Here is a 20,674-nt window from a genome sequence, read left to right as displayed (position 1 = left end):
CTTAATGTTCCTACCGAGGACATCGGAATTCGGATTCTTATTTTAAAGATGATGACTTTCAGCCTCTGTGTCTATATGACTCAGAGGCTTTTCTTTTGTCGGTATAAATGACCCATTCTAATAGGAGGTGTCATCATGAGCAAAGCAATCGAAAACAAACAATCTCAAGTGCAAGAAATCACTGAAAAATTCCAAAGCGCTGCTTCTGTAGTAGTAGTGGATTACCGTGGTCTTAACGTTGCACAAGTGACTGAACTTCGTAAACAACTTCGTGAAGCTGGTGTTGAGTTTAAAGTTTACAAAAACACTTTAACTCGTCGTGCTGCTGAAGCTGCTGGTGTTGAAGGAATCAATGAAGTATTAACTGGTCCTAACGCAATCGCGTTCTCAACTGAAGATGTTGTAGCTCCTGCTAAAATCATCAACGAGTTCGCTAAGAAAAACGAAGCTTTAGAAATTAAAGCAGGTATTATTGAAGGTGCAATCTCTTCTGTTGAAGATGTTAAAGCACTTGCAGAACTTCCATCACGCGAAGGTCTTCTTTCAATGCTTTTATCTGTACTTCAAGCTCCAGTGCGCAACTTCGCACTTGCAACAAAAGCTGTTGCAGAACAAAAAGAAGAACAAGGCGCGTAATTTCTTACGTAGCATAACTTCCGCGGCTTGACCGCAAAAAAACTAAAACATATCCAATTAGGAGGAAATTATAATGAACAAAGAGCAAATCTTAGAAGCTATCAAAGCTATGACAGTTCTTGAATTAAACGATTTAGTAAAAGCTATCGAAGAAGAATTCGGTGTAACAGCTGCTGCTCCAGTAGCAGTAGTTGCTGGCGGTGCTGCTGCAGCTGAAGAAAAAACAGAATTCGACGTAGTATTAGCATCTGCTGGTGCTGAAAAAATTAAAGTAATCAAAGTGGTTCGCGAAATCACTGGTTTAGGTCTTAAAGAAGCTAAAGAAGTTGTAGATAACGCTCCTAAAGCTCTTAAAGAAGGCGTTTCTAAAGATGAAGCTGAACAAATCAAAGCTAAACTTGAAGAAGTTGGCGCATCTGTAGAAGTTAAGTAATCTCGTATTACTTTTATACAAAAGGAAGCTCGTCATTATGGCGAGCTTTTTCTTCATTCTGAGGAGGCGTGAAAATGTCAGATCACTATTATACAAGTAAGCCTCAAACTGAAAGTAAACCTCGTCACTGGACGTTCAAGTTACTTGGGCATACGTTTTCCTTTGAAACGGATGCAGGTGTATTTAGTAAAAGCGAAGTAGATTTTGGATCCCGTGTATTAATAGATGCGTTTCAAATGCCAGATGTGGATGGTGCTATTTTCGATGTAGGTTGTGGGTATGGACCAATCGGGTTGTCTATTGCCAAAACAAATCCTGAGCGAATAGTATTCATGATGGATATTAATGAGCGGGCAGTTGCGCTTTCACAAAAAAATGCGCAAGTAAACGGTGTTCAAAATGTACGAATATTTGTAAGTGACGGACTATCGAATGTTGATGATGAGGCGAAAGCTGCAGCTATTTTAACCAATCCTCCAATTCGCGCAGGAAAGGAAACGGTTTTCCGCTTTTACGACGGTGCGTATGATAAGTTAGTGACTTCTGGAGAGCTATGGGTAGTGATTCAGAAGAAGCAAGGTGCACCATCAACGGTTAGCTATTTAGAGGAAAAATTTTCTGAAGTCGATATTGTGGAAAAGAAAAAAGGCTACTGGATAGTGCGTGCAAAAAAATAAATGAAATATGTATAAAATATTGACTTGACAAAACGGCTATGATAATATGATACAATGCAAAAATATTATTTTGAGGTCGTGTGCCCTTTTGGTATATGAATGATTTAATATGGGTATACTTGCCAAGATAAGTTTAGTTAACCGAAAATGAGATCTTTTGAAGACTCGTTTTCTTTTTGTCTTTCGAAATCATACACTATTTGGATGATTTTGCAAAGACCTAATATCGCTTTATTGAGGGGTGAATGAGTTGACAGGTCAACTAGTTCAGTACGGACAACACCGCCAGCGTAGAAGCTTTGCGCGTATTAAAGAGGTGCTTGAGCTTCCAAATCTGATTGAGATTCAAACGGCGTCTTACGAGTGGTTCCTTGAAGAAGGTTTACGTGAAATGTTCCGTGACATTTCGCCGATCGAGGACTTTACAGGTAATCTTTCATTAGAATTCATCGATTATTCATTAGGTGATCCTAAGTACGATGTCGATGAGTGTAAAGAGCGAGATGTTACTTACGCAGCTCCATTACGTGTGAAAGTACGTCTTTACAACAAAGAAACAGACGAAGTGAAAGAGCAAGATGTATTTATGGGTGACTTCCCATTAATGACAGAAACAGGTACGTTCATTATCAATGGTGCTGAACGTGTTATTGTTTCGCAATTAGTTCGATCACCAAGTGTGTATTTCCATGATAAAACTGATAAAAACGGTAAAAAAGGCTTCGGTGCAACAGTAATTCCAAACCGTGGTGCTTGGTTAGAATATGAAACTGACGCGAAAGATGTAGTATATGTACGTATTGATCGTACTCGTAAGCTACCAGTAACAGTGTTACTTCGCGCACTAGGCTTCGGTTCAGATCAAGAAATTATCGATATTATCGGTGATAACGAGTATTTACGTAATACGCTAGAAAAAGATAACTCTGAAAGTACAGAAAAAGCACTTTTAGAAATCTACGAGCGTTTACGTCCAGGTGAGCCACCAACAGTAGAAAGTGCGAAAAGTTTATTATACTCTCGTTTCTTCGATGCTAAACGCTATGATTTAGCGAATGTTGGTCGTTACAAAATGAACAAAAAGCTTCACATCAAAAATCGTTTATTCAACCAAACGATTGCTGAAACGCTTGTTGATCCAGAAACAGGCGAAATTTTAGTAGAGAAGGGCACTGTGCTAGATCGTCGTACTTTAGATAAGATTTTACCTTACCTAGAGGATTCTTCTAAAGGCATTGGCTACCGCACTTTATCACAAGTTGGCGGAGTACTTGAAGATGACGTAACAATCCAATCTATTAAAATTTATGCTCCAAAAGATGAAGCTCAAAAAGAAATCAATGTAATTGGCAATGCCTACATTGACGAAGAAGTGAAGAACATTACACCTGCTGACGTCCTATCTTCAGTAAGTTATTTCTTCAACTTACTTTACCAAGTAGGGGCAACAGATGATATTGACCATTTAGGTAACCGTCGTCTACGCTCTGTTGGTGAATTATTACAAAATCAATTCCGTATCGGTTTATCTCGTATGGAACGTGTAGTGCGCGAGCGTATGTCTATCAATGATACAGCCGCTATCGTACCGCAACAATTAATCAATATTCGTCCAGTAATTGCATCTATTAAAGAATTCTTTGGTAGCTCTCAATTATCTCAATTCATGGACCAAACAAACCCACTGGCAGAGTTAACGCACAAACGTCGTCTATCTGCATTAGGACCTGGTGGTTTAACACGTGAACGCGCTGGTTTCGAAGTGCGTGACGTTCACTATTCTCACTATGGTCGTATGTGTCCTATTGAGACACCTGAGGGTCCAAACATTGGTTTAATTAACTCATTATCTTCTTTCGCTAAAGTAAATAAATTTGGTTTCATCGAAACGCCATATCGTCGTATTGACCACGAAACTGGCCAAGTAACAGATCAAATTGATTACTTAACAGCTGACGAAGAAGATAACTACTATGTAGCGCAAGCGAACTCACTATTAAATCCTGATGGTACATTCGTAAACGATGAAGTTGTAGGTCGTTTCCGTGGGGATAATACTGTTTTCAACAAGTCACAAATGGACTATATGGACGTATCGCCTAAACAAGTAGTTTCTGCAGCGACTGCATGTATTCCATTCTTAGAAAACGATGACTCTAACCGTGCGCTTATGGGTGCCAACATGCAACGTCAAGCGGTTCCTCTTTTAAATCCAGAAGCTCCGTTCGTCGGAACTGGTATGGAACACGTAGATGCGCGTGACTCAGGTGCGGCTGTAGTAGCAAAATACGATGGTATTGTTGAGCATGTAGAAGCTCGTTCAATCCACGTACGCCGCATTGAAACAATCGACGGTAAAGAAGTTAAAGGCGATTTAACAAAATATAAATTACAAAAATTCATTCGTTCAAACCAAGGTACTTCATACAACCAACGTCCACTTGTAAAAGTTGGCGAACGTGTGAAACCTCGTGATATCTTAGCAGACGGTCCATCAATGGAAAAAGGTGAACTTGCATTAGGTCGTAACGTACTTGTTGCATTCATGACTTGGAACGGGTTCAACTATGAGGATGCTGTTATCATGAGTGAACGCCTTGTAAAAGACGATGTATATACTTCAGTTCATATTGAAGAATATGAATCAGAATCTCGTGATACAAAATTAGGACCTGAAGAAATTACACGTGACATTCCAAACGTTGGGGAAGATGCACTTCGTAACTTAGACGAACGTGGTATTATCCGTATCGGTGCGGAAGTACGCGATGGTGATATTCTTGTAGGTAAAGTAACGCCTAAAGGGGTTACTGAGTTAACGGCTGAAGAGCGCTTATTACACGCAATCTTTGGTGAAAAGGCACGTGAAGTTCGTGATACTTCATTACGCGTACCACATGGTGCGGGCGGTATCATCCTTGACGTGAAAGTATTTAACCGTGAAGACGGCGACGAGTTACCACCAGGTGTTAACCAATTAGTTCGTGCTTACATTGTTCAAAAACGTAAAATCCGCGTTGGGGACAAAATGGCCGGACGTCATGGTAACAAAGGGGTTATCTCTCGTATCTTACCGGAAGAGGATATGCCATTTATGCCAGATGGAACTCCTGTCGATATCATGTTAAACCCACTAGGCGTACCTTCTCGTATGAATATCGGACAAGTTTTAGAACTACACTTAGGTATGGCTTCTCGTTACTTGGGTGTTCATATGGCAACGCCAGTATTTGATGGTGCCAACGAAGAAGATGTGTGGGAAACAATGGAAGAAGCAGGGATGAACCGTGACGGTAAAACAATCCTGTATGATGGACGTTCAGGTGAACCATTCGATAACCGTGTATCTGTAGGGATTATGTACATGATCAAACTTGCACACATGGTTGATGATAAACTTCACGCACGTTCAACTGGTCCTTACTCACTTGTTACACAACAACCACTTGGTGGTAAAGCGCAGTTCGGTGGACAACGCTTTGGTGAGATGGAGGTATGGGCACTTGAAGCATATGGTGCTGCATACACACTTCAAGAAATTTTAACTGTTAAATCTGATGACGTTGTTGGTCGTGTGAAAACATACGAAGCTATCGTTAAAGGTGAAAGCGTTCCAGAGCCAGGCGTTCCAGAATCATTTAAAGTATTGATTAAAGAACTTCAGTCTCTTGGTATGGATGTTAAGATGTTAACAATCAATGATGAAGAAGTAGAGCTTCGCGATCTAGACGAAGAAGAAGATCTTCAACCTGCTGACGCACTTAACATTGCGCCACAGCCAGAAACAGAAGAAGAGCCAGTAGAGTCTTTTGAATAATGGATAAGTTCACATTCGTGTGAATATGGTCAAACTTATTTTTCAAATTAGTCGGGCAGGATTTAACGCCCTGCCCGACTTTCTTTACGAATGAAAACAATCTATTTTTAATCTTTTGTCAAAAGTATTTTGGCAAACGATTGTCGAGCTGCGTAAAAGAGTCTTTATAAAGACCTATAACTAGAGGGAGGTAGGCTCCTTGATAGACGTTAATGAATTTGAATATATGAAAATTGGTTTAGCTTCCCCTGACAAGATTCGTTCTTGGTCATATGGTGAAGTAAAAAAACCAGAAACAATTAACTATCGTACATTAAAACCAGAAAAAGATGGTTTATTCTGTGAACGTATTTTCGGTCCTACGAAAGACTGGGAATGTCACTGTGGTAAATACAAACGCGTTCGTTATAAAGGCGTAGTTTGTGACCGTTGTGGTGTTGAAGTAACACGTGCAAAAGTTCGACGTGAACGTATGGGTCATATCGAATTAGCAGCCCCAGTTTCTCATATTTGGTACTTCAAAGGTATTCCAAGCCGTATGGGTCTTATCTTAGATATGTCTCCACGTGCTTTAGAAGAAGTAATTTACTTCGCATCTTACGTTGTTATCGAACCAGGTGCTACAAACTTAGAAAGCAAACAATTACTTTCTGAAAAAGAGTATCGTGCATACCGTGAAAAATTCGGTAACACATTCGAAGCTGCAATGGGTGCAGAAGCAATTAAAAAGCTTCTTGGTAAAATCGATCTTGAAGATGAAACGCATTCTTTAAAAGAAGAGTTAAAATCTGCACAAGGTCAACGCCGTACACGTGCGATTAAACGTCTTGAAGTGGTAGAGTCATTCCGTAACTCAGGTAACTCTCCAGAGTGGATGATTTTAGATGTACTGCCTGTTATTCCACCGGAGCTTCGTCCAATGGTTCAACTAGATGGTGGTCGTTTTGCAACTTCTGACTTAAACGATTTATATCGTCGTGTAATTAACCGTAATAACCGTTTAAAACGTTTATTAGATCTTGGTGCACCAAGCATTATCGTGCAAAACGAAAAACGTATGTTACAAGAAGCAGTTGATGCATTAATCGATAACGGTCGTCGTGGTCGTCCTGTAACTGGACCAGGTAACCGTCCGTTAAAATCACTTTCGCATATGCTGAAAGGGAAACAAGGTCGTTTCCGTCAAAACTTACTTGGTAAACGTGTTGACTATTCTGGTCGTTCCGTTATCGTAGTAGGTCCAAACTTAAAAATGTACCAATGTGGTCTACCGAAGGAAATGGCGATTGAGCTATTTAAACCTTTCGTTATGAAAGAATTAGTAGAACGTGGTCTTGCACATAATATTAAATCTGCTAAACGTAAAATCGAACGTTTAAACAACGACGTATGGGACGTTTTAGAAGATGTTATCCGTGAGCATCCGGTACTATTAAACCGTGCACCGACACTTCACCGTCTTGGTATCCAAGCATTTGAACCAACACTAGTTGAAGGTCGTGCAATTCGTCTTCACCCGTTAGTATGTACAGCTTACAACGCTGACTTCGATGGTGACCAAATGGCGGTTCACGTACCATTATCAGCAGAGGCACAAGCTGAAGCTCGCCTTCTAATGCTTGCTGCACAAAACATCCTAAACCCGAAAGATGGTAAACCAGTTGTTACACCATCTCAAGACATGGTATTAGGTAACTATTATTTAACACTTGAGCGCGAAAATGCTCGTGGTGAAGGTTCAATTTTCTATGGACCAAACGAAGTGCTAATCGCATATGATACTGGCCATGTTCACTTGCATACTCGTATCGCGATCAAAGCAAGTTCACTGCACAATCCAACGTTTACAGAAGAACAAAATAATATGTTCTTACTAACAACGGTTGGTAAAGTAATCTTTAACGAAATCTTGCCTGAATCATTCCCGTTCATTAATGAACCGACTGATTTCAATTTAGAGCAAGTAACACCAGATAAATACTTCGTAAACTTAACAATTGACGAAGAAACTCTAGCAGAGCTTGAAGCAGATGCTGCTTACAATCAATTAGATGAAAAAGGTAAAGTTGACGCACAACGTTCAGCGGTCCTTCGCAAATACTTTGCATCTGTACCTGTTGTAAACCCATTCCGCAAGAAATTCTTAGGAAATATCATTGCAGAAGTGTTCAAACGTTTCCATATTACTGAAACATCTAAAATGCTTGACCGTATGAAAAACTTAGGTTTCAAATATTCAACTCGCGCTGGTATCACTGTTGGTGTATCTGACATCGTGGTATTACCAGATAAAGGTGAGATCTTAGCTGAAGCACAAGAGAAAGTAGATAAAGTTCAAGCGCAATTCCGCCGTGGTTTCATCACAGAAGAAGAGCGTTATGACCGTGTTATCTCTAGCTGGAGTGCAGCGAAAGATGAAATTCAATCAAAACTGATGAAGTCGCTTGAGAAAACAAACCCAATCTTCATGATGTCTGACTCAGGTGCCCGTGGTAACGCATCTAACTTTACACAGTTAGCAGGTATGCGTGGTCTGATGGCCAACCCGGCTGGTCGTATTATCGAACTTCCAATCAAGTCTTCATTCCGTGAAGGTTTAACAGTATTGGAATACTTCATCTCAACACATGGTGCGCGTAAAGGTCTTGCCGATACAGCCCTAAAAACTGCCGATTCAGGTTACTTAACACGTCGTCTTGTAGACGTTGCACAAGATGTTATTGTGCGTGAAGATGACTGTGGAACAGACCGTGGCTTAACAATCGGAGCGTTAATGGAAGGTACAGAACTAATCGAAGCGTTAGACGAACGTATTGTTGGTCGTCATACGAAGAAAACGATTTTCCATCCAGAAACAGGCGATGTTATTTTAGAAAAAGACGGCTTAATCGACCAAGATATCGCTCGTATTATTACGGAAGCTGGTATCGAAGAAGTAACAATCCGTTCTGCATTTACATGTAATACAAAACATGGTGTATGTAAAAAATGTTACGGCATGAACTTAGCAACTGGTGAAAAAGTAGAAGTTGGGGAAGCAGTTGGTATTATTGCGGCTCAATCAATCGGTGAACCAGGTACTCAGTTAACAATGCGTACATTCCATACAGGTGGGGTAGCTGGAGACGATATTACACAAGGTCTTCCACGTATCCAAGAGATTTTCGAAGCACGTAATCCAAAAGGTCAATCTGTTATTTCAGAGATTGCTGGTACGGTGTCAGATATCACTGAAATCCGTGAAGGTCTAAAAGAAATTACCGTTCAAGGTGATGTAGAAACTCGTAAATACCAAGCGCCTTATAATGCACGTCTAAAAGTCATCGAAGGTGACGCAATCGAACGTGGTCAAGTATTAACAGAGGGTTCTATCGATCCAAAACAATTATTAAAAGTAAAAGACGTTTCAACAGTTCAAGAATATTTACTAAAAGAAGTACAAAAAGTTTACCGTATGCAAGGGGTAGAAATTGGAGACAAACACATTGAAGTAATGGTACGCCAAATGCTTCGTAAAGTGCGCGTAATTGAAGCTGGTGATACAGAATTATTACCAGGCTCATTATTAGATATCCACCAATTCTCAGAGGCAAATGCAGATGCTGTGCTAAACGGCAAAAATCCTGCAACATGTCGCCCTGTAATTCTAGGTATTACAAAAGCTTCATTAGAAACAGAATCATTCTTATCTGCTGCATCATTCCAAGAAACAACTCGTGTGTTAACGGATGCTGCAATTAAAGGTAAACGTGATGAACTTCTAGGATTAAAAGAGAACGTAATTATCGGTAAACTTGTTCCTGCAGGTACTGGTATGCAACGTTACCGTCAAATCCGCATTGAAAAAGATGAGCTTGACGCAGAAGATCTAGTTTCTGCTGAATAACTAAAAGAAAGCTCCGAAGAGATGACAAAGCGCATCTCTTCGGACTTTTTAAAGATATTAGTTGACAGTAGAAATTGATAATGATAATATATTGAAGGTTGATAGTTAACTGTCTGTACTTCGGAGGATATGAAAATGTCTTATGATAAAGTAAGGGCTAGTCAAACAATCATTGGTACAAAGCAAGCAGTAAAAGCAATGCAAGCTGGTTTAGTGAAAGAGCTTTTTGTGGCACTTGATGCAGACAATTGGGTAACCGATTCGGCCATATCTTTCGCGAGAGAAATCGGTATACCAGTTATTCTTGTCGAGTCCAAAAAGGAACTGGGCAAAGCCTGTGGAATCCATGTTGGAGCTGCGGTAGTTGCTATTGCTGTAGATTAGTTTTTGTGTATAAAACACAAAGACTTTGTTTTTACCCAAAAAATGAACCACCTGGATGTGTGGTATTAATAGTGAATGAATGAAGGGAGGAAAAACCGATGCCTACAATTAACCAATTAGTACGTAAGCCTCGTCAATCTAAAATCACGAAATCAAAATCACCAGCGTTAAACAAAGGATATAACTCATTTAAAAAATCTTTAACTGATGTTAAGTCTCCTCAAAAACGTGGTGTTTGTACTCGTGTAGGTACAATGACACCTCGTAAACCAAACTCAGCGTTACGTAAATACGCTCGTGTGCGTTTAACTAACCAAATTGAGGTTACAGCTTATATCCCAGGTGAAGGCCACAACTTACAAGAGCACAGTGTTGTTCTTATCCGTGGCGGACGCGTAAAAGACTTAGCGGGTGTTCGTTACCATATCGTACGTGGTGCTCTTGATACAGCTGGTGTAAACGGTCGTTTACAATCACGTTCTAAATACGGAACAAAACGCCCTAAAGAAAAAAAATAATTTAACACGCTAAGTGTTAATGAATAACGAGCCTGATGTTGGTATCACCGATTTTCAATCATGCTAGCTGATGTGGAAATGTAGTGATAACGACATTTTAGGCGAAGTTTATAAAAAAAATCGATAATTATTCGAAAGGAGGAAAACACATGCCTCGTAAAGGTCCTGTTTCCAAACGTGACGTGTTACCAGATCCAATTTATAATTCAAAACTAGTAACTCGTTTAATCAATAAAATGATGGTTGATGGTAAAAGAGGTACTTCTCAAAAGATTTTATACGGTGCGTTCGAACTAGTTAAAGAACGTTCTGGTGAAAATCCAATTGAAGTATTCGAAGCTGCTCTAAACAACGTAATGCCAGTTCTTGAAGTACGCGCTCGCCGTGTTGGTGGTTCTAACTACCAAGTGCCAGTTGAAGTACGTCCAGAACGTCGTACAACTTTAGGTCTTCGTTACCTAGTTAACTATTCTCGTCTTCGTGGTGAAAAAACTATGGAAGAGCGTTTAGCTAACGAAATTCTAGATGCTTCTAACAACACTGGTGCATCAGTTAAGAAACGTGAAGATATGCACAAAATGGCAGAAGCGAACAAAGCATTCGCTCACTACCGTTGGTAATCTAAACATAGCATAAGCCCAATATGGAAGGAGAAATACCTAATGAAACGCGAATTCTCTCTAGAGAATACTCGTAATATTGGGATCATGGCTCACATTGATGCTGGTAAAACAACAACAACTGAGCGTATCCTTTATTACACAGGTAAGATTCACAAAATCGGTGAAACTCATGAAGGCGCTTCTCAAATGGACTGGATGGAGCAAGAGCAAGAACGTGGTATTACAATCACTTCTGCTGCAACAACAGCTCAATGGGCAGGCCACCGTGTAAACATCATCGATACTCCTGGACACGTAGACTTCACTGTAGAAGTAGAGCGTTCTTTACGCGTACTTGATGGTGCTGTAACAGTGCTAGATGCTCAATCTGGTGTTGAGCCTCAAACAGAAACTGTATGGCGTCAAGCTACAACTTACGGTGTTCCACGTATCGTATTCATTAACAAAATGGATAAAACAGGTGCAGACTTCTTGTATTCAGTAGGTACTCTACACGAACGTTTACAAGCAAACGCTCACCCAATCCAATTACCTATCGGAGCTGAAGATCAGTTCTCTGCTATCATTGACTTAGTTGAAATGAAAGCAACTTTCTACGGCGATGAAAAAGGTACTGCAGTAACTGAAGGTGAAATTCCTGAAGAGCACCGCGAAATCGCTGAAGAATACCGTGAAAAATTAATCGACGCTGTTGCAAGTGTTGATGAAGAAATCATGGAAAAATATTTAGAAGGCGAAGAAATCACTGTTGCTGAGCTTAAAGCGGCTATCCGTCGTGCTACAATCGCAGTAGAATTCTACCCAGTAATCTGTGGTACAGCATTCAAACATAAAGGCGTACGCCCAATGTTAAATGCAGTTATCGATTACTTACCATCTCCAGTTGATGTACCAGCAATCAAAGGTACTTCAGTTGATGGTGACGAAGAGTTAGAACGTAAATCTTCTGATGAAGAGCCATTCTCAGCTCTTGCATTCAAAGTTATGACTGACCCATTCGTAGGTAAATTAACTTTCTTCCGTGTGTACTCTGGAACATTAGATGCAGGTTCATACGTACAAAACTCTTCTAAAGGTAAACGTGAACGTGTAGGTCGTATCCTACAAATGCACGCTAACTCTCGTGAAGAGATTTCTAAAGTGTTCGCTGGGGACATCGCAGCAGCAGTAGGTCTTAAAGATACTACTACTGGTGATACTCTATGTGACGAGAAAAACCTAGTTATTCTTGAATCAATGGAATTCCCTGAACCAGTAATTTCTCTTTCTGTAGAACCAAAATCAAAAGCTGACCAAGACAAAATGGGTCAAGCTTTACAAAAACTTCAAGAAGAGGATCCAACTTTCCGTGCTCACACTGACACAGAAACTGGCCAAACAATCATCTCAGGTATGGGTGAGCTTCACCTTGATATCTTAGTTGACCGTATGCGCCGTGAATTTAAAGTAGAAGCTAACGTAGGTGCTCCAATGGTATCTTACCGTGAAACATTCCGTAGCTCTGCAAAAGTTCAAGGTAAATTTACTCGCCAATCTGGTGGTCGTGGACAATATGGTGACGTAACGATTGAGTTCTCTCCAAATGAAGAAGGTAAAGGCTTCGAATTCGAAAACGCTATCGTTGGTGGTGTAGTTCCTCGTGAATACATCCCTGCAGTTGAAGCAGGTCTTCGTGACTCTCTTGACCGCGGTGTAGTAGCTGGTTACCCACTAATCGACATCAAAGCGAAATTAGTATTCGGTTCTTACCATGACGTTGACTCGAATGAGATGGCGTTTAAAATCGCAGCTTCTATGGCTCTTAAAGAAGCAGCTAAACAATGTGATGCTGTAATTTTAGAACCAATGATGAAAGTAGAAGTTGTAATTCCAGAAGAGTACCTTGGTGATATCATGGGTAACATCACTTCTCGTCGCGGACGCGTTGAGGGTATGGACGCTCGCGGTAACTCTCAAGTTGTTCGTGCAATGGTTCCACTTTCGGAAATGTTTGGTTACGCAACAACTCTTCGTTCAGCAACTCAAGGTCGCGGTGTATTCTCAATGACATTTGATCATTATGAAGAAGTACCAAAATCAATTGCTGCTGACATCATCAAAAAAAATAAAGGTGAATAATTGAATTTTCATCTTGCATAAAGTATAACTAATTTGTAAGCTATGATTGCAGGATAGAGGATGGGCCCGTTCTCTATCAGCATTCATTCTATAAATTTTCAAATAAAACATACAATTTCGAGGAGGCAATCTCTAATGGCTAAAGAAAAATTTGACCGTTCAAAAACGCATGCTAACATTGGTACAATCGGACACGTTGACCATGGTAAAACAACTTTAACTGCTGCAATCGCTACAGTTCTTTCAAAAAAAATGGGTGGTACAGCTAAATCATACGCTGATATCGATAACGCACCAGAAGAAAAAGAACGTGGTATCACAATCAATACTTCTCACGTAGAATACGAAACAGAATCTCGTCACTATGCACACGTTGACTGCCCAGGACACGCTGACTATGTTAAAAACATGATCACTGGTGCTGCACAAATGGACGGCGGTATCTTAGTAGTATCTGCTGCTGATGGCCCAATGCCACAAACTCGTGAACACATCCTTTTATCTCGTCAAGTAGGTGTTCCATACTTAGTAGTATTCATGAACAAATGTGATATGGTAGACGACGAAGAATTATTAGAATTAGTAGAAATGGAAATCCGTGACCTACTTTCTGAATATGACTTCCCAGGCGACGATATCCCAGTAATCAAAGGTTCTGCTCTTAAAGCTCTTGAAGGTGAACCAGAATGGGAAGAAAAAATCGTTGAATTAATGGACGCTGTAGATTCTTACATCCCAACTCCAGAACGTCAAACTGACAAACCATTCATGATGCCAGTAGAGGACGTATTCTCTATCACTGGTCGTGGTACAGTTGCAACTGGCCGTGTTGAACGTGGTCAAGTTAAAGTTGGTGACGTAGTTGAAATCGTAGGTATCGCTGAAGAAGCTAAATCTACAACTGTAACTGGCGTTGAAATGTTCCGTAAATTATTAGACTACGCTGAAGCTGGTGACAACATCGGTGCTTTACTTCGTGGTGTAGCTCGTGAAGAAATCCAACGTGGTCAAGTATTAGCTAAACCAGGCTCAATCACTCCACACACAAACTTCAAAGCTGAAGTTTACGTTTTATCAAAAGAAGAGGGTGGCCGTCATACTCCATTCTTCTCTAACTACCGTCCTCAGTTCTACTTCCGTACAACTGACGTAACAGGTATCTGTAACTTACCAGAAGGCGTTGAAATGGTAATGCCTGGCGATAACATCGAAATGACAGTAGAACTTATCGCTCCAATCGCTCTTGAAGAAGGTACTAAATTCTCTATCCGTGAGGGTGGCCGTACTGTAGGCGCTGGCGTAGTTGCTTCTATCCAAAAATAATATTTAGCTTAGGCTAATTTCAAAACCAATCTGTAGGGACGCTTACAGATTGGTTTTTTATGTTAAAATATATAAGTGAAAGGAGCGTCAGCGTATGGAAATGAAGGTTTTACTGATAGAAGATGATCCATCAATTTTTGCAATGATCGAAGAGCGCTTTATGCAATGGTCATTACGTGTTGTAGGTCCAACTGATTTTCAAAAGGTGATGGATGATTTTATCGAAGAGAAGCCACAGCTAGTTTTAATAGATATTCAACTACCGGCATATGATGGCTTTCATTGGTGCCGTGAAATACGACATATTTCAAAGGTGCCGATCCTCTTTCTATCTTCACGAGATCATCCAATGGATATGGTAATGGCGATGCAGATGGGTGCCGATGATTTTATACAAAAACCCTTCCATATGGAGGTGTTACTTGCAAAGGTTCAAGCTATTTTACGCCGTACTTATGACTATGTTGAAGAAACAATGGATGTGACGCGTTTCAATGGGGCTGTTTTGGATTACGCGCGTAGTGAGATTATGTATAATGGGCAGCTTGTTTCCTTAACTAAAAATGAACTGTTTATTTTACGAGTTTTATTGGAAAAGGCTAATCATATCGTTTCTAGAGAGGACTTAATGAGAAAACTATGGGACGATGAGCGCTTTGTGAATGATAATACATTGTCAGTCAATGTTAATCGATTACGTGCTAAGCTAGAGGATATCGGCTTACAGGATGTTATTGTGACAAAAAAGGGGCTCGGCTATATAGCAGTGACGCAGGTAACGTGAGTGAGAATGCTATTTTTATTTATAAGAGAACGGCTAGCATGGATTGGCTTTTTTGTTTTTCTTCTTGTCGTGCTTAACCTATTATTTTCTTTGGACGTTGGTTTAGTTGGCATCTCTATTTGGTATGTCAATATGATTATGGTTGTGACGTTTTTTATTTTTTTATTATGGCGGTATACAAAGGAAATTGGTCAATTGAAAGATTTCCTGGGAAATGTAGATAGCCGGCTGGATGATGCTCATGCTAGAAGTTTAGCTCTATCTCCTTTTCAGGAGGCATACTACCGAAAAATTGAAGACGTCTTCTATGATAAGGATGCAGAGCTGAATCATGCGAAGGTGCAGCTACAGGAGTATTCAGATGAGCTGCTAGCATGGGTACATGAAGTGAAGGCTCCTTTAACAACTATAAATTTAATGTTAGATCGTATTGAAGACTCGACTTTGCGGAGGAAACTAGAGACCGAATGGTTAAGGTTGCATTTGCTTGTCGATCAGCAATTACACCAAACACGTCTTGCAACGATTGAAAAGGATAATTTTTTAAGTGAAATAGAACTGCGGGCGGTTGTTTACAAAGAAATCCGCGCGATGCAAGCATGGTGCTTAGAAAAGGATATCGGCTTTGATGTCGGTGAATTAACAGAAGTGGTTTTAACCGATAGTAAATGGATAGCGTTCATTGTAAGGCAAATTCTATCAAATGCTATTAAATATAGCCCTATCAATACAGAAATCTTTATTTTTACTGAAGTCGAATCATCTGGTGCAACATTGTTACATATTAAGGATAATGGCATTGGGATTAGACCAGATGATATGCCACGGATTTTCCAAAAATCGTATACAGGAACGGCAGGCAGAGAATCTGCACAGTCTACGGGTATGGGCTTGTATTTAGCACATAACATTGCTCAAAAAATTGGCGTTCGTATTAGTGTACAATCAGTAGTAGGGGAAGGGTCAATCTTTACGCTACGATTCCCATTACAAAATGAATATGCCAAACTAACAGGTAGATGACGAAATTGTCACCTACCTTTTTATATTGTCATGTAAAACGCACGAATTGAACGTGTAGACAGGGTACACTTGTAGTATAGAAAGGGGCGTTAACCTGTGGCAGTTTTAATTGGACGTAAAGTAAAAAAAGTATATGGTAAAAAATCGACGGCACAAGAGGTGTTGAAGGGTATAGATTTAGAAGTGAATGAAGGAGAGTTTGTTGGCATTATGGGTCCGTCAGGCTCAGGGAAGACGACATTATTAAATGTGTTGTGTTCGATTGATTTTGCAACGGAAGGTGTCATTGAAATAAATGGTCAAAGCTTACGAGGGATGAAAGAAAAGGCTTTAGCTAATTTCCGTCGCGAACAGCTAGGGTTCATATTCCAAGATTATAATTTATTGGACACTTTGACAGTGAAGGAAAACATCTTGTTGCCATTAGCGATTAGTAAGTTACCGAAAGCTGTAGCAGAAAGTCGTGTCAAAGAGCTTACTTATTTACTCGGTATTGGAGATATATTAAATAAATACCCAAATGAAATATCTGGCGGTCAAAAGCAACGTACATCGGCTGCGCGTGCATTAATTACAAATCCATCAATGGTCTTTGCAGATGAACCTACAGGTGCACTTGATTCGAAATCAGCAACAGCTCTGTTGAAAAATTTGCAAAGTATTAATGAAACCAAGAAAGCGACAATTATGATGGTGACGCATGATGCAGTGGCAGCGAGTTTCTGTACACGTGTTTTGTTTTTAAAAGATGGGCTAATTTACAGTGAACTATACAAAGGTGATAAAACAAGACAGGCGTTTTTCCAAGAAATCATGCATACGCAAAGTGTGCTAGGCGGTGACGGTTATGAGTCTTAGTAAGCTTGTATTCCGAAGTATGAAGAAAAATATGAAACATTATTATTTATACTTCTTTGCACTTATATTTAGTGTGACACTCTATTTTTCTTTTGTGACATTACAGCATAATGGTGAAGTTTTCAATACCGTTCAAAAGAGTGGCACAGCATCAGCAGGATTTGGAGCTGCAACTTATATTTTGTATTTTATTATTTTATTTTTCGTGTTGTATGCGAACCATCTATTTATGAAACGTCGCAGTAAAGAAATTGGCTTATATCAGCTAATAGGAATGACAAAGGGACTAATTGTGCGCTTATTGGCTTTAGAAAGTATTCTATTATTTGTAGGAGCTGTCGCTGTAGGGATACTCGTTGGTTTCTTTAGCTCCCGCCTAATTTCCATGATTTTATTGCGTATCCTTGAAAAAGAGACGCTTGTCAAAATGACCTTTAGCACACAAGCATTACAGCAATCAATCGTTGTTTTCGCTATATTATTAGTAATCGTTTTGTTGCAAATGACGTGGATGATTCACCGTGTATCGCTTCTATCCTTATTTAGCGCGGCTAAACAAGCAGATGAGCGTGTGAAACGTTTCAACCCATTACAAATGGTTATTGGCTTTTTAGGGCTTGTGCTTATTGTATATGGCTACTATGCATCAACGAAATTATTTGATATTAATAATGCAGGCAATTTATTTCTTAATATGATCATTATTTTGGCTACAACAATTGGGGGAACATTCCTAGTTTTCCGTTTCTCTGTAGCATTTATATTGAATGTTGTTCGTTTAAAGAAAAATGGACATTTGACTGTCCATGATGTTTTAGCGTTAACACCCATTATGCACCGCATGAAAAGTAATGCTAAATCATTGACCCTGATTACAGTTTTAACGGGTGTATCACTTGGGATTACCACATTATCATATATTGCGTATTATTCTTCAGAAGCGTCAGCCTATAGTCGAATACCTGGAGATTACATTTTACATGAAGAGCAAGGACAGGACTTTTTAAAGAAACTAGAGGCAAATAATATCGCTTATGATAAGGTTGAATATCGTTTACAAGGAGTTACAGCTACCATCGCTCAGTTAATGGCTGAAGAACAAAAAGATAGTCCATTTTATAACATGGAAGGCACGATTTATACCATTCCCCTTTCTGATTATCAACGTAGAAATCCAAATACAACAATTACGGGTAATGATGTTATTTTAACAAACTATGGTGGCTATATGGCGGAGATGTTCCCATTAGAAAAGGATCGTAATCTAGTCGTATCAGCAGGTAAACTTAAAGAAACATTGCATGTCAAAGCTATTCATGATGAAAGTATTATTAGTGGTACAGTAACGTCTGGTGGCGGAGGTCCAATTTTTGTAGTGTCTGACGCGTTGTTTGAAAAATTGTCAACGCAAGCAAAACTATTCCCTTGGCATAAACAAACTTCGATTACACTAAAGTCAAAAAAAGACCTGGCACTAGCTGAAAGATTATATGAAGAATCAAGCGCAAATGCAATTACTATTTTTGATAGTGATGGCAATACGCAAAATTATAAAATCAAGTCATTTGAAGCTGAACGCAAAGGAAATATTGAATCACTTGGGTTAACAATTTTTACGACGGCGTTTTTAGGCTTAGCATTTTTAATGACAACTGGTAGCATTCTGTACTTCAAACAAATGTCTGAAGCAGAAGAGGAACGAGGAGCTTATACGATTTTAAGAAAGATTGGCTTCTCAGAACGGGATATCATGAAGGGAATCTTTATGAAACAAGCGTTCAATTTTGGTGTTCCTTTACTGATTGGTCTACTTCATAGTTATTTTGCAGTGAAATCAGGATGGTTTTTATTTGGCTCGGAATTAACAACGCCATTATGGATTGCTATGAGCTGTTACATCGCATTATATGCAATTTTTGCAGTCCTTTCGGTAGGTTATTATAAAAAAGTAATAAGAGAATCATTATAACTATTAAATAGGAAGAAACTCTGAAAAACAGTATGATCTAATACAGGTCATGCTGTTTTTTGAAGTTTCAATTTAATGAAATATTTCATAACAGCTTGACTTTCGTTTGTCAGAATATTAAAGTTTAACATATTAATAATCTAGTGTACGAAAGTGAAGTGTCTTTATGAATGCAGTAATTGTGGCAGTAGCTGTCATGTTAATATTAAGTTTGCTTCGAATCAATGTCGTCCTTTCGCTTGTTTTAGGAGCCTTTGCAGGGGGCTTAACAAGTGGTATGGGTATTCAAGCAACTGTTAAGTCGTTTACAGAGGGGTTAGGGGCAGGTGCTACTATTGCACTTAGTTATGGTCTACTTGGTGGATTTGCTATAGCTATCTCGAAGACAGGTATACCTGACTTATTGATTGCGGGTATGTTAAACGTGTTAAATAAAAATGGTTCAAGTAATAGGAAGGGCTTAGTAAAAGTATTAATTTTTCTCCTTATTTTTATCATGGCGATTTTTTCTCAAAATTTAATTCCAATTCATATTGCCTTTATCCCTTTACTAATACCACCGATTTTAAAAGTTTTAAATATGCTTGAAGTGGATCGTAGAATAATAGCAACGCTAATTGCGGTTGGCTTAATTGGTACCTATAGTTTTGTACCAGCAGGCTTCGGAGCAATCTTCCAAGAAATTGTGTCAACGCAAGTTACAAATGCCGGAATGGTTGCACAAGCAAGTGATGTACCTGTAGCAATGGCTATTCCTATTATCGGTATGTTAGTAGGACTAGGGATTGCATTCTATGTATATCGCAAACCACGTAAATACAAAAATACAGATGTAGAAACAGCGACTTTAAATGTGAATGTTAGTAAAACAGTTATTATTTCTACGGCACTAGCATTAATTGTTTCACTTATCGCGCAAATCGCAACAGATTCCATGATTGTTGGCGCCTTTGCAGGGATCATGATTATGTATTTTACGGGTGCTCTAAAATGGAGAGAGGCCGATGAAATTCTATCTGAAGGTATGAAGATGATGGCATTCATTGGCTTTGTAATGATTGCCGCCAATGGATTCGCCTCCGTTATCAATGCAACGGGTGATGTAGATAATTTAATTACAAGCTCTCTGGCATATCTTGAAGGCAATAGAAGTTTGGCGGTATTTATTATGCTAGTGATTGGATTAGTTGTCACAATGGGCATTGGCTCTTCTTTTGCGACAGTACCGATTATTGCGACTTTATTTGTTCCGTTAGCACAAGGATTAGGGATGAGCCCTTTAGCAATATTGTGCTTAATTGGCACTGCTGGCGCATTAGGTGACGCAGGTTCACCAGCATCAGATTCAACATTAGGACCAACTGCTGGCTTAAATGTTGATGGACAACATAATCATATTTGGGATACATGTGTACCGACGTTTATCTTTATTAATATTCCACTTGTCCTATTTGGATGGATTGCCTGTGTATTCTTTCTATAATGTTGAGAAGCAGTTTCTAAATTTTAGAGACTGCTTTTTTTGTTAATTGTTCGAAATGTTCGAAAACGTAGATAGCACAGGTTATGTGTTGCAAAATCAACGAAAATTATATATACTAGTAAACGGCTTAAATAAGCGAGAA

Annotated in this window: 15 protein-coding genes and 1 other annotated feature (1 of these 16 running past the window's edge); all 15 genes read left to right on the top strand. The window is 39.3% G+C overall.

Features of this window, described 5'->3' with window-relative positions:
• Window positions 1-103: a sequence feature (ribosomal protein L10 leader region), on the top strand (it extends 44 nt beyond the left edge of the window).
• A 32-nt stretch (window positions 104-135) separates the two neighbouring features.
• The 15 genes from rplJ to MKY08_RS21525 all read left to right on the top strand — a co-directional run bounded on the left by rplJ (window position 136) and on the right by MKY08_RS21525 (window position 20,532).
• Window positions 136-636, top strand: coding sequence for a 50S ribosomal protein L10 (gene rplJ, locus MKY08_RS21595; RefSeq protein WP_024364383.1), 501 nt, complete (start codon window positions 136-138; stop codon window positions 634-636).
• Between the two features lie 73 nt (window positions 637-709).
• Entirely contained in the window at window positions 710-1,069 is a 360-nt protein-coding gene (gene rplL, locus MKY08_RS21590; protein WP_010860618.1) for a 50S ribosomal protein L7/L12, read from the top strand.
• 74 nt (window positions 1,070-1,143) lie between these two features.
• Window positions 1,144-1,746, top strand: coding sequence for a class I SAM-dependent methyltransferase (locus tag MKY08_RS21585; RefSeq protein WP_069514314.1), 603 nt, complete (start codon window positions 1,144-1,146; stop codon window positions 1,744-1,746).
• A gap of 241 nt (window positions 1,747-1,987) precedes the next feature.
• Window positions 1,988-5,563: a DNA-directed RNA polymerase subunit beta gene (rpoB, locus tag MKY08_RS21580; protein ID WP_176723245.1), complete on the top strand. Its 3,576-nt coding sequence runs from the start codon at window positions 1,988-1,990 to the stop codon at window positions 5,561-5,563.
• Window positions 5,564-5,762: 199 nt separating this feature from the next.
• Window positions 5,763-9,449, top strand: a complete 3,687-nt coding sequence (gene rpoC / locus MKY08_RS21575) for a DNA-directed RNA polymerase subunit beta' (RefSeq protein ID WP_069514322.1) — start codon at window positions 5,763-5,765, stop codon at window positions 9,447-9,449.
• Between the two features lie 135 nt (window positions 9,450-9,584).
• On the top strand, window positions 9,585-9,833 hold the full coding sequence (locus tag MKY08_RS21570) for a ribosomal L7Ae/L30e/S12e/Gadd45 family protein (RefSeq protein WP_024364379.1): 249 nt from the start codon (window positions 9,585-9,587) through the stop codon (window positions 9,831-9,833).
• A gap of 98 nt (window positions 9,834-9,931) precedes the next feature.
• A complete protein-coding gene (gene rpsL, locus MKY08_RS21565; RefSeq protein ID WP_010860613.1) occupies window positions 9,932-10,351 on the top strand; it encodes a 30S ribosomal protein S12 in 420 nt (139 codons plus the stop codon).
• 149 nt (window positions 10,352-10,500) lie between these two features.
• Window positions 10,501-10,971 carry a 30S ribosomal protein S7 gene (rpsG, locus tag MKY08_RS21560; protein WP_024364378.1) on the top strand — a complete coding sequence of 157 codons (471 nt, stop codon included), beginning with the start codon at window positions 10,501-10,503 and terminating at the stop codon, window positions 10,969-10,971.
• Between the two features lie 42 nt (window positions 10,972-11,013).
• Window positions 11,014-13,092 (top strand): elongation factor G, encoded by a 2,079-nt coding sequence (fusA, locus tag MKY08_RS21555; RefSeq protein WP_025220845.1) that lies wholly within the window; start codon window positions 11,014-11,016, stop codon window positions 13,090-13,092.
• 135 nt (window positions 13,093-13,227) lie between these two features.
• On the top strand, window positions 13,228-14,415 hold the full coding sequence (gene tuf / locus MKY08_RS21550; RefSeq protein ID WP_024364376.1) for an elongation factor Tu: 1,188 nt from the start codon (window positions 13,228-13,230) through the stop codon (window positions 14,413-14,415).
• Between the two features lie 100 nt (window positions 14,416-14,515).
• On the top strand, window positions 14,516-15,199 hold the full coding sequence (locus MKY08_RS21545; RefSeq protein ID WP_069514389.1) for a response regulator transcription factor: 684 nt from the start codon (window positions 14,516-14,518) through the stop codon (window positions 15,197-15,199).
• 6 nt (window positions 15,200-15,205) lie between these two features.
• On the top strand, window positions 15,206-16,222 hold the full coding sequence (locus MKY08_RS21540) for a sensor histidine kinase (protein ID WP_069514391.1): 1,017 nt from the start codon (window positions 15,206-15,208) through the stop codon (window positions 16,220-16,222).
• A gap of 96 nt (window positions 16,223-16,318) precedes the next feature.
• On the top strand, window positions 16,319-17,080 hold the full coding sequence (locus tag MKY08_RS21535) for an ABC transporter ATP-binding protein (RefSeq protein WP_024364373.1): 762 nt from the start codon (window positions 16,319-16,321) through the stop codon (window positions 17,078-17,080).
• Entirely contained in the window at window positions 17,070-19,049 is a 1,980-nt protein-coding gene (locus tag MKY08_RS21530; RefSeq protein WP_069514325.1) for an ABC transporter permease, read from the top strand. Before MKY08_RS21535 ends, MKY08_RS21530 begins: the two co-directional genes overlap by 11 nt.
• A 166-nt stretch (window positions 19,050-19,215) precedes the next feature.
• Window positions 19,216-20,532, top strand: coding sequence for a Na+/H+ antiporter NhaC family protein (locus MKY08_RS21525; protein ID WP_069514327.1), 1,317 nt, complete (start codon window positions 19,216-19,218; stop codon window positions 20,530-20,532).
• Window positions 20,533-20,674 lie beyond the last annotated feature (142 nt).

Source organism: Lysinibacillus sp. FSL M8-0337 (genome assembly GCF_038593855.1).
Lineage (GTDB): Bacteria > Bacillota > Bacilli > Bacillales_A > Planococcaceae > Lysinibacillus > Lysinibacillus sphaericus_D.
Note: the sequence above shows the minus strand (reverse complement) of the source record. Positions and strands in the feature narration are given on the sequence as shown.

Bases quoted from the DNA above. Each gene is read 5' to 3' on its own strand.
- rplJ (WP_024364383.1), top strand. From the start codon at position 136: ATGAGCAAAGCAATCGAAAACAAACAATCTCAAGTGCAAGAAATCACT.
- rplL (WP_010860618.1), top strand. From the start codon at position 710: ATGAACAAAGAGCAAATCTTAGAAGCTATCAAAGCTATGACAGTTCTT.
- MKY08_RS21585 (WP_069514314.1), top strand. From the start codon at position 1,144: ATGTCAGATCACTATTATACAAGTAAGCCTCAAACTGAAAGTAAACCT.
- MKY08_RS21570 (WP_024364379.1), top strand. From the start codon at position 9,585: ATGTCTTATGATAAAGTAAGGGCTAGTCAAACAATCATTGGTACAAAG.
- rpsL (WP_010860613.1), top strand. From the start codon at position 9,932: ATGCCTACAATTAACCAATTAGTACGTAAGCCTCGTCAATCTAAAATC.
- rpsG (WP_024364378.1), top strand. From the start codon at position 10,501: ATGCCTCGTAAAGGTCCTGTTTCCAAACGTGACGTGTTACCAGATCCA.
- fusA (WP_025220845.1), top strand. From the start codon at position 11,014: ATGAAACGCGAATTCTCTCTAGAGAATACTCGTAATATTGGGATCATG.
- tuf (WP_024364376.1), top strand. From the start codon at position 13,228: ATGGCTAAAGAAAAATTTGACCGTTCAAAAACGCATGCTAACATTGGT.
- MKY08_RS21545 (WP_069514389.1), top strand. From the start codon at position 14,516: ATGAAGGTTTTACTGATAGAAGATGATCCATCAATTTTTGCAATGATC.
- MKY08_RS21540 (WP_069514391.1), top strand. From the start codon at position 15,206: ATGCTATTTTTATTTATAAGAGAACGGCTAGCATGGATTGGCTTTTTT.
- MKY08_RS21530 (WP_069514325.1), top strand. From the start codon at position 17,070: ATGAGTCTTAGTAAGCTTGTATTCCGAAGTATGAAGAAAAATATGAAA.
- MKY08_RS21525 (WP_069514327.1), top strand. From the start codon at position 19,216: ATGAATGCAGTAATTGTGGCAGTAGCTGTCATGTTAATATTAAGTTTG.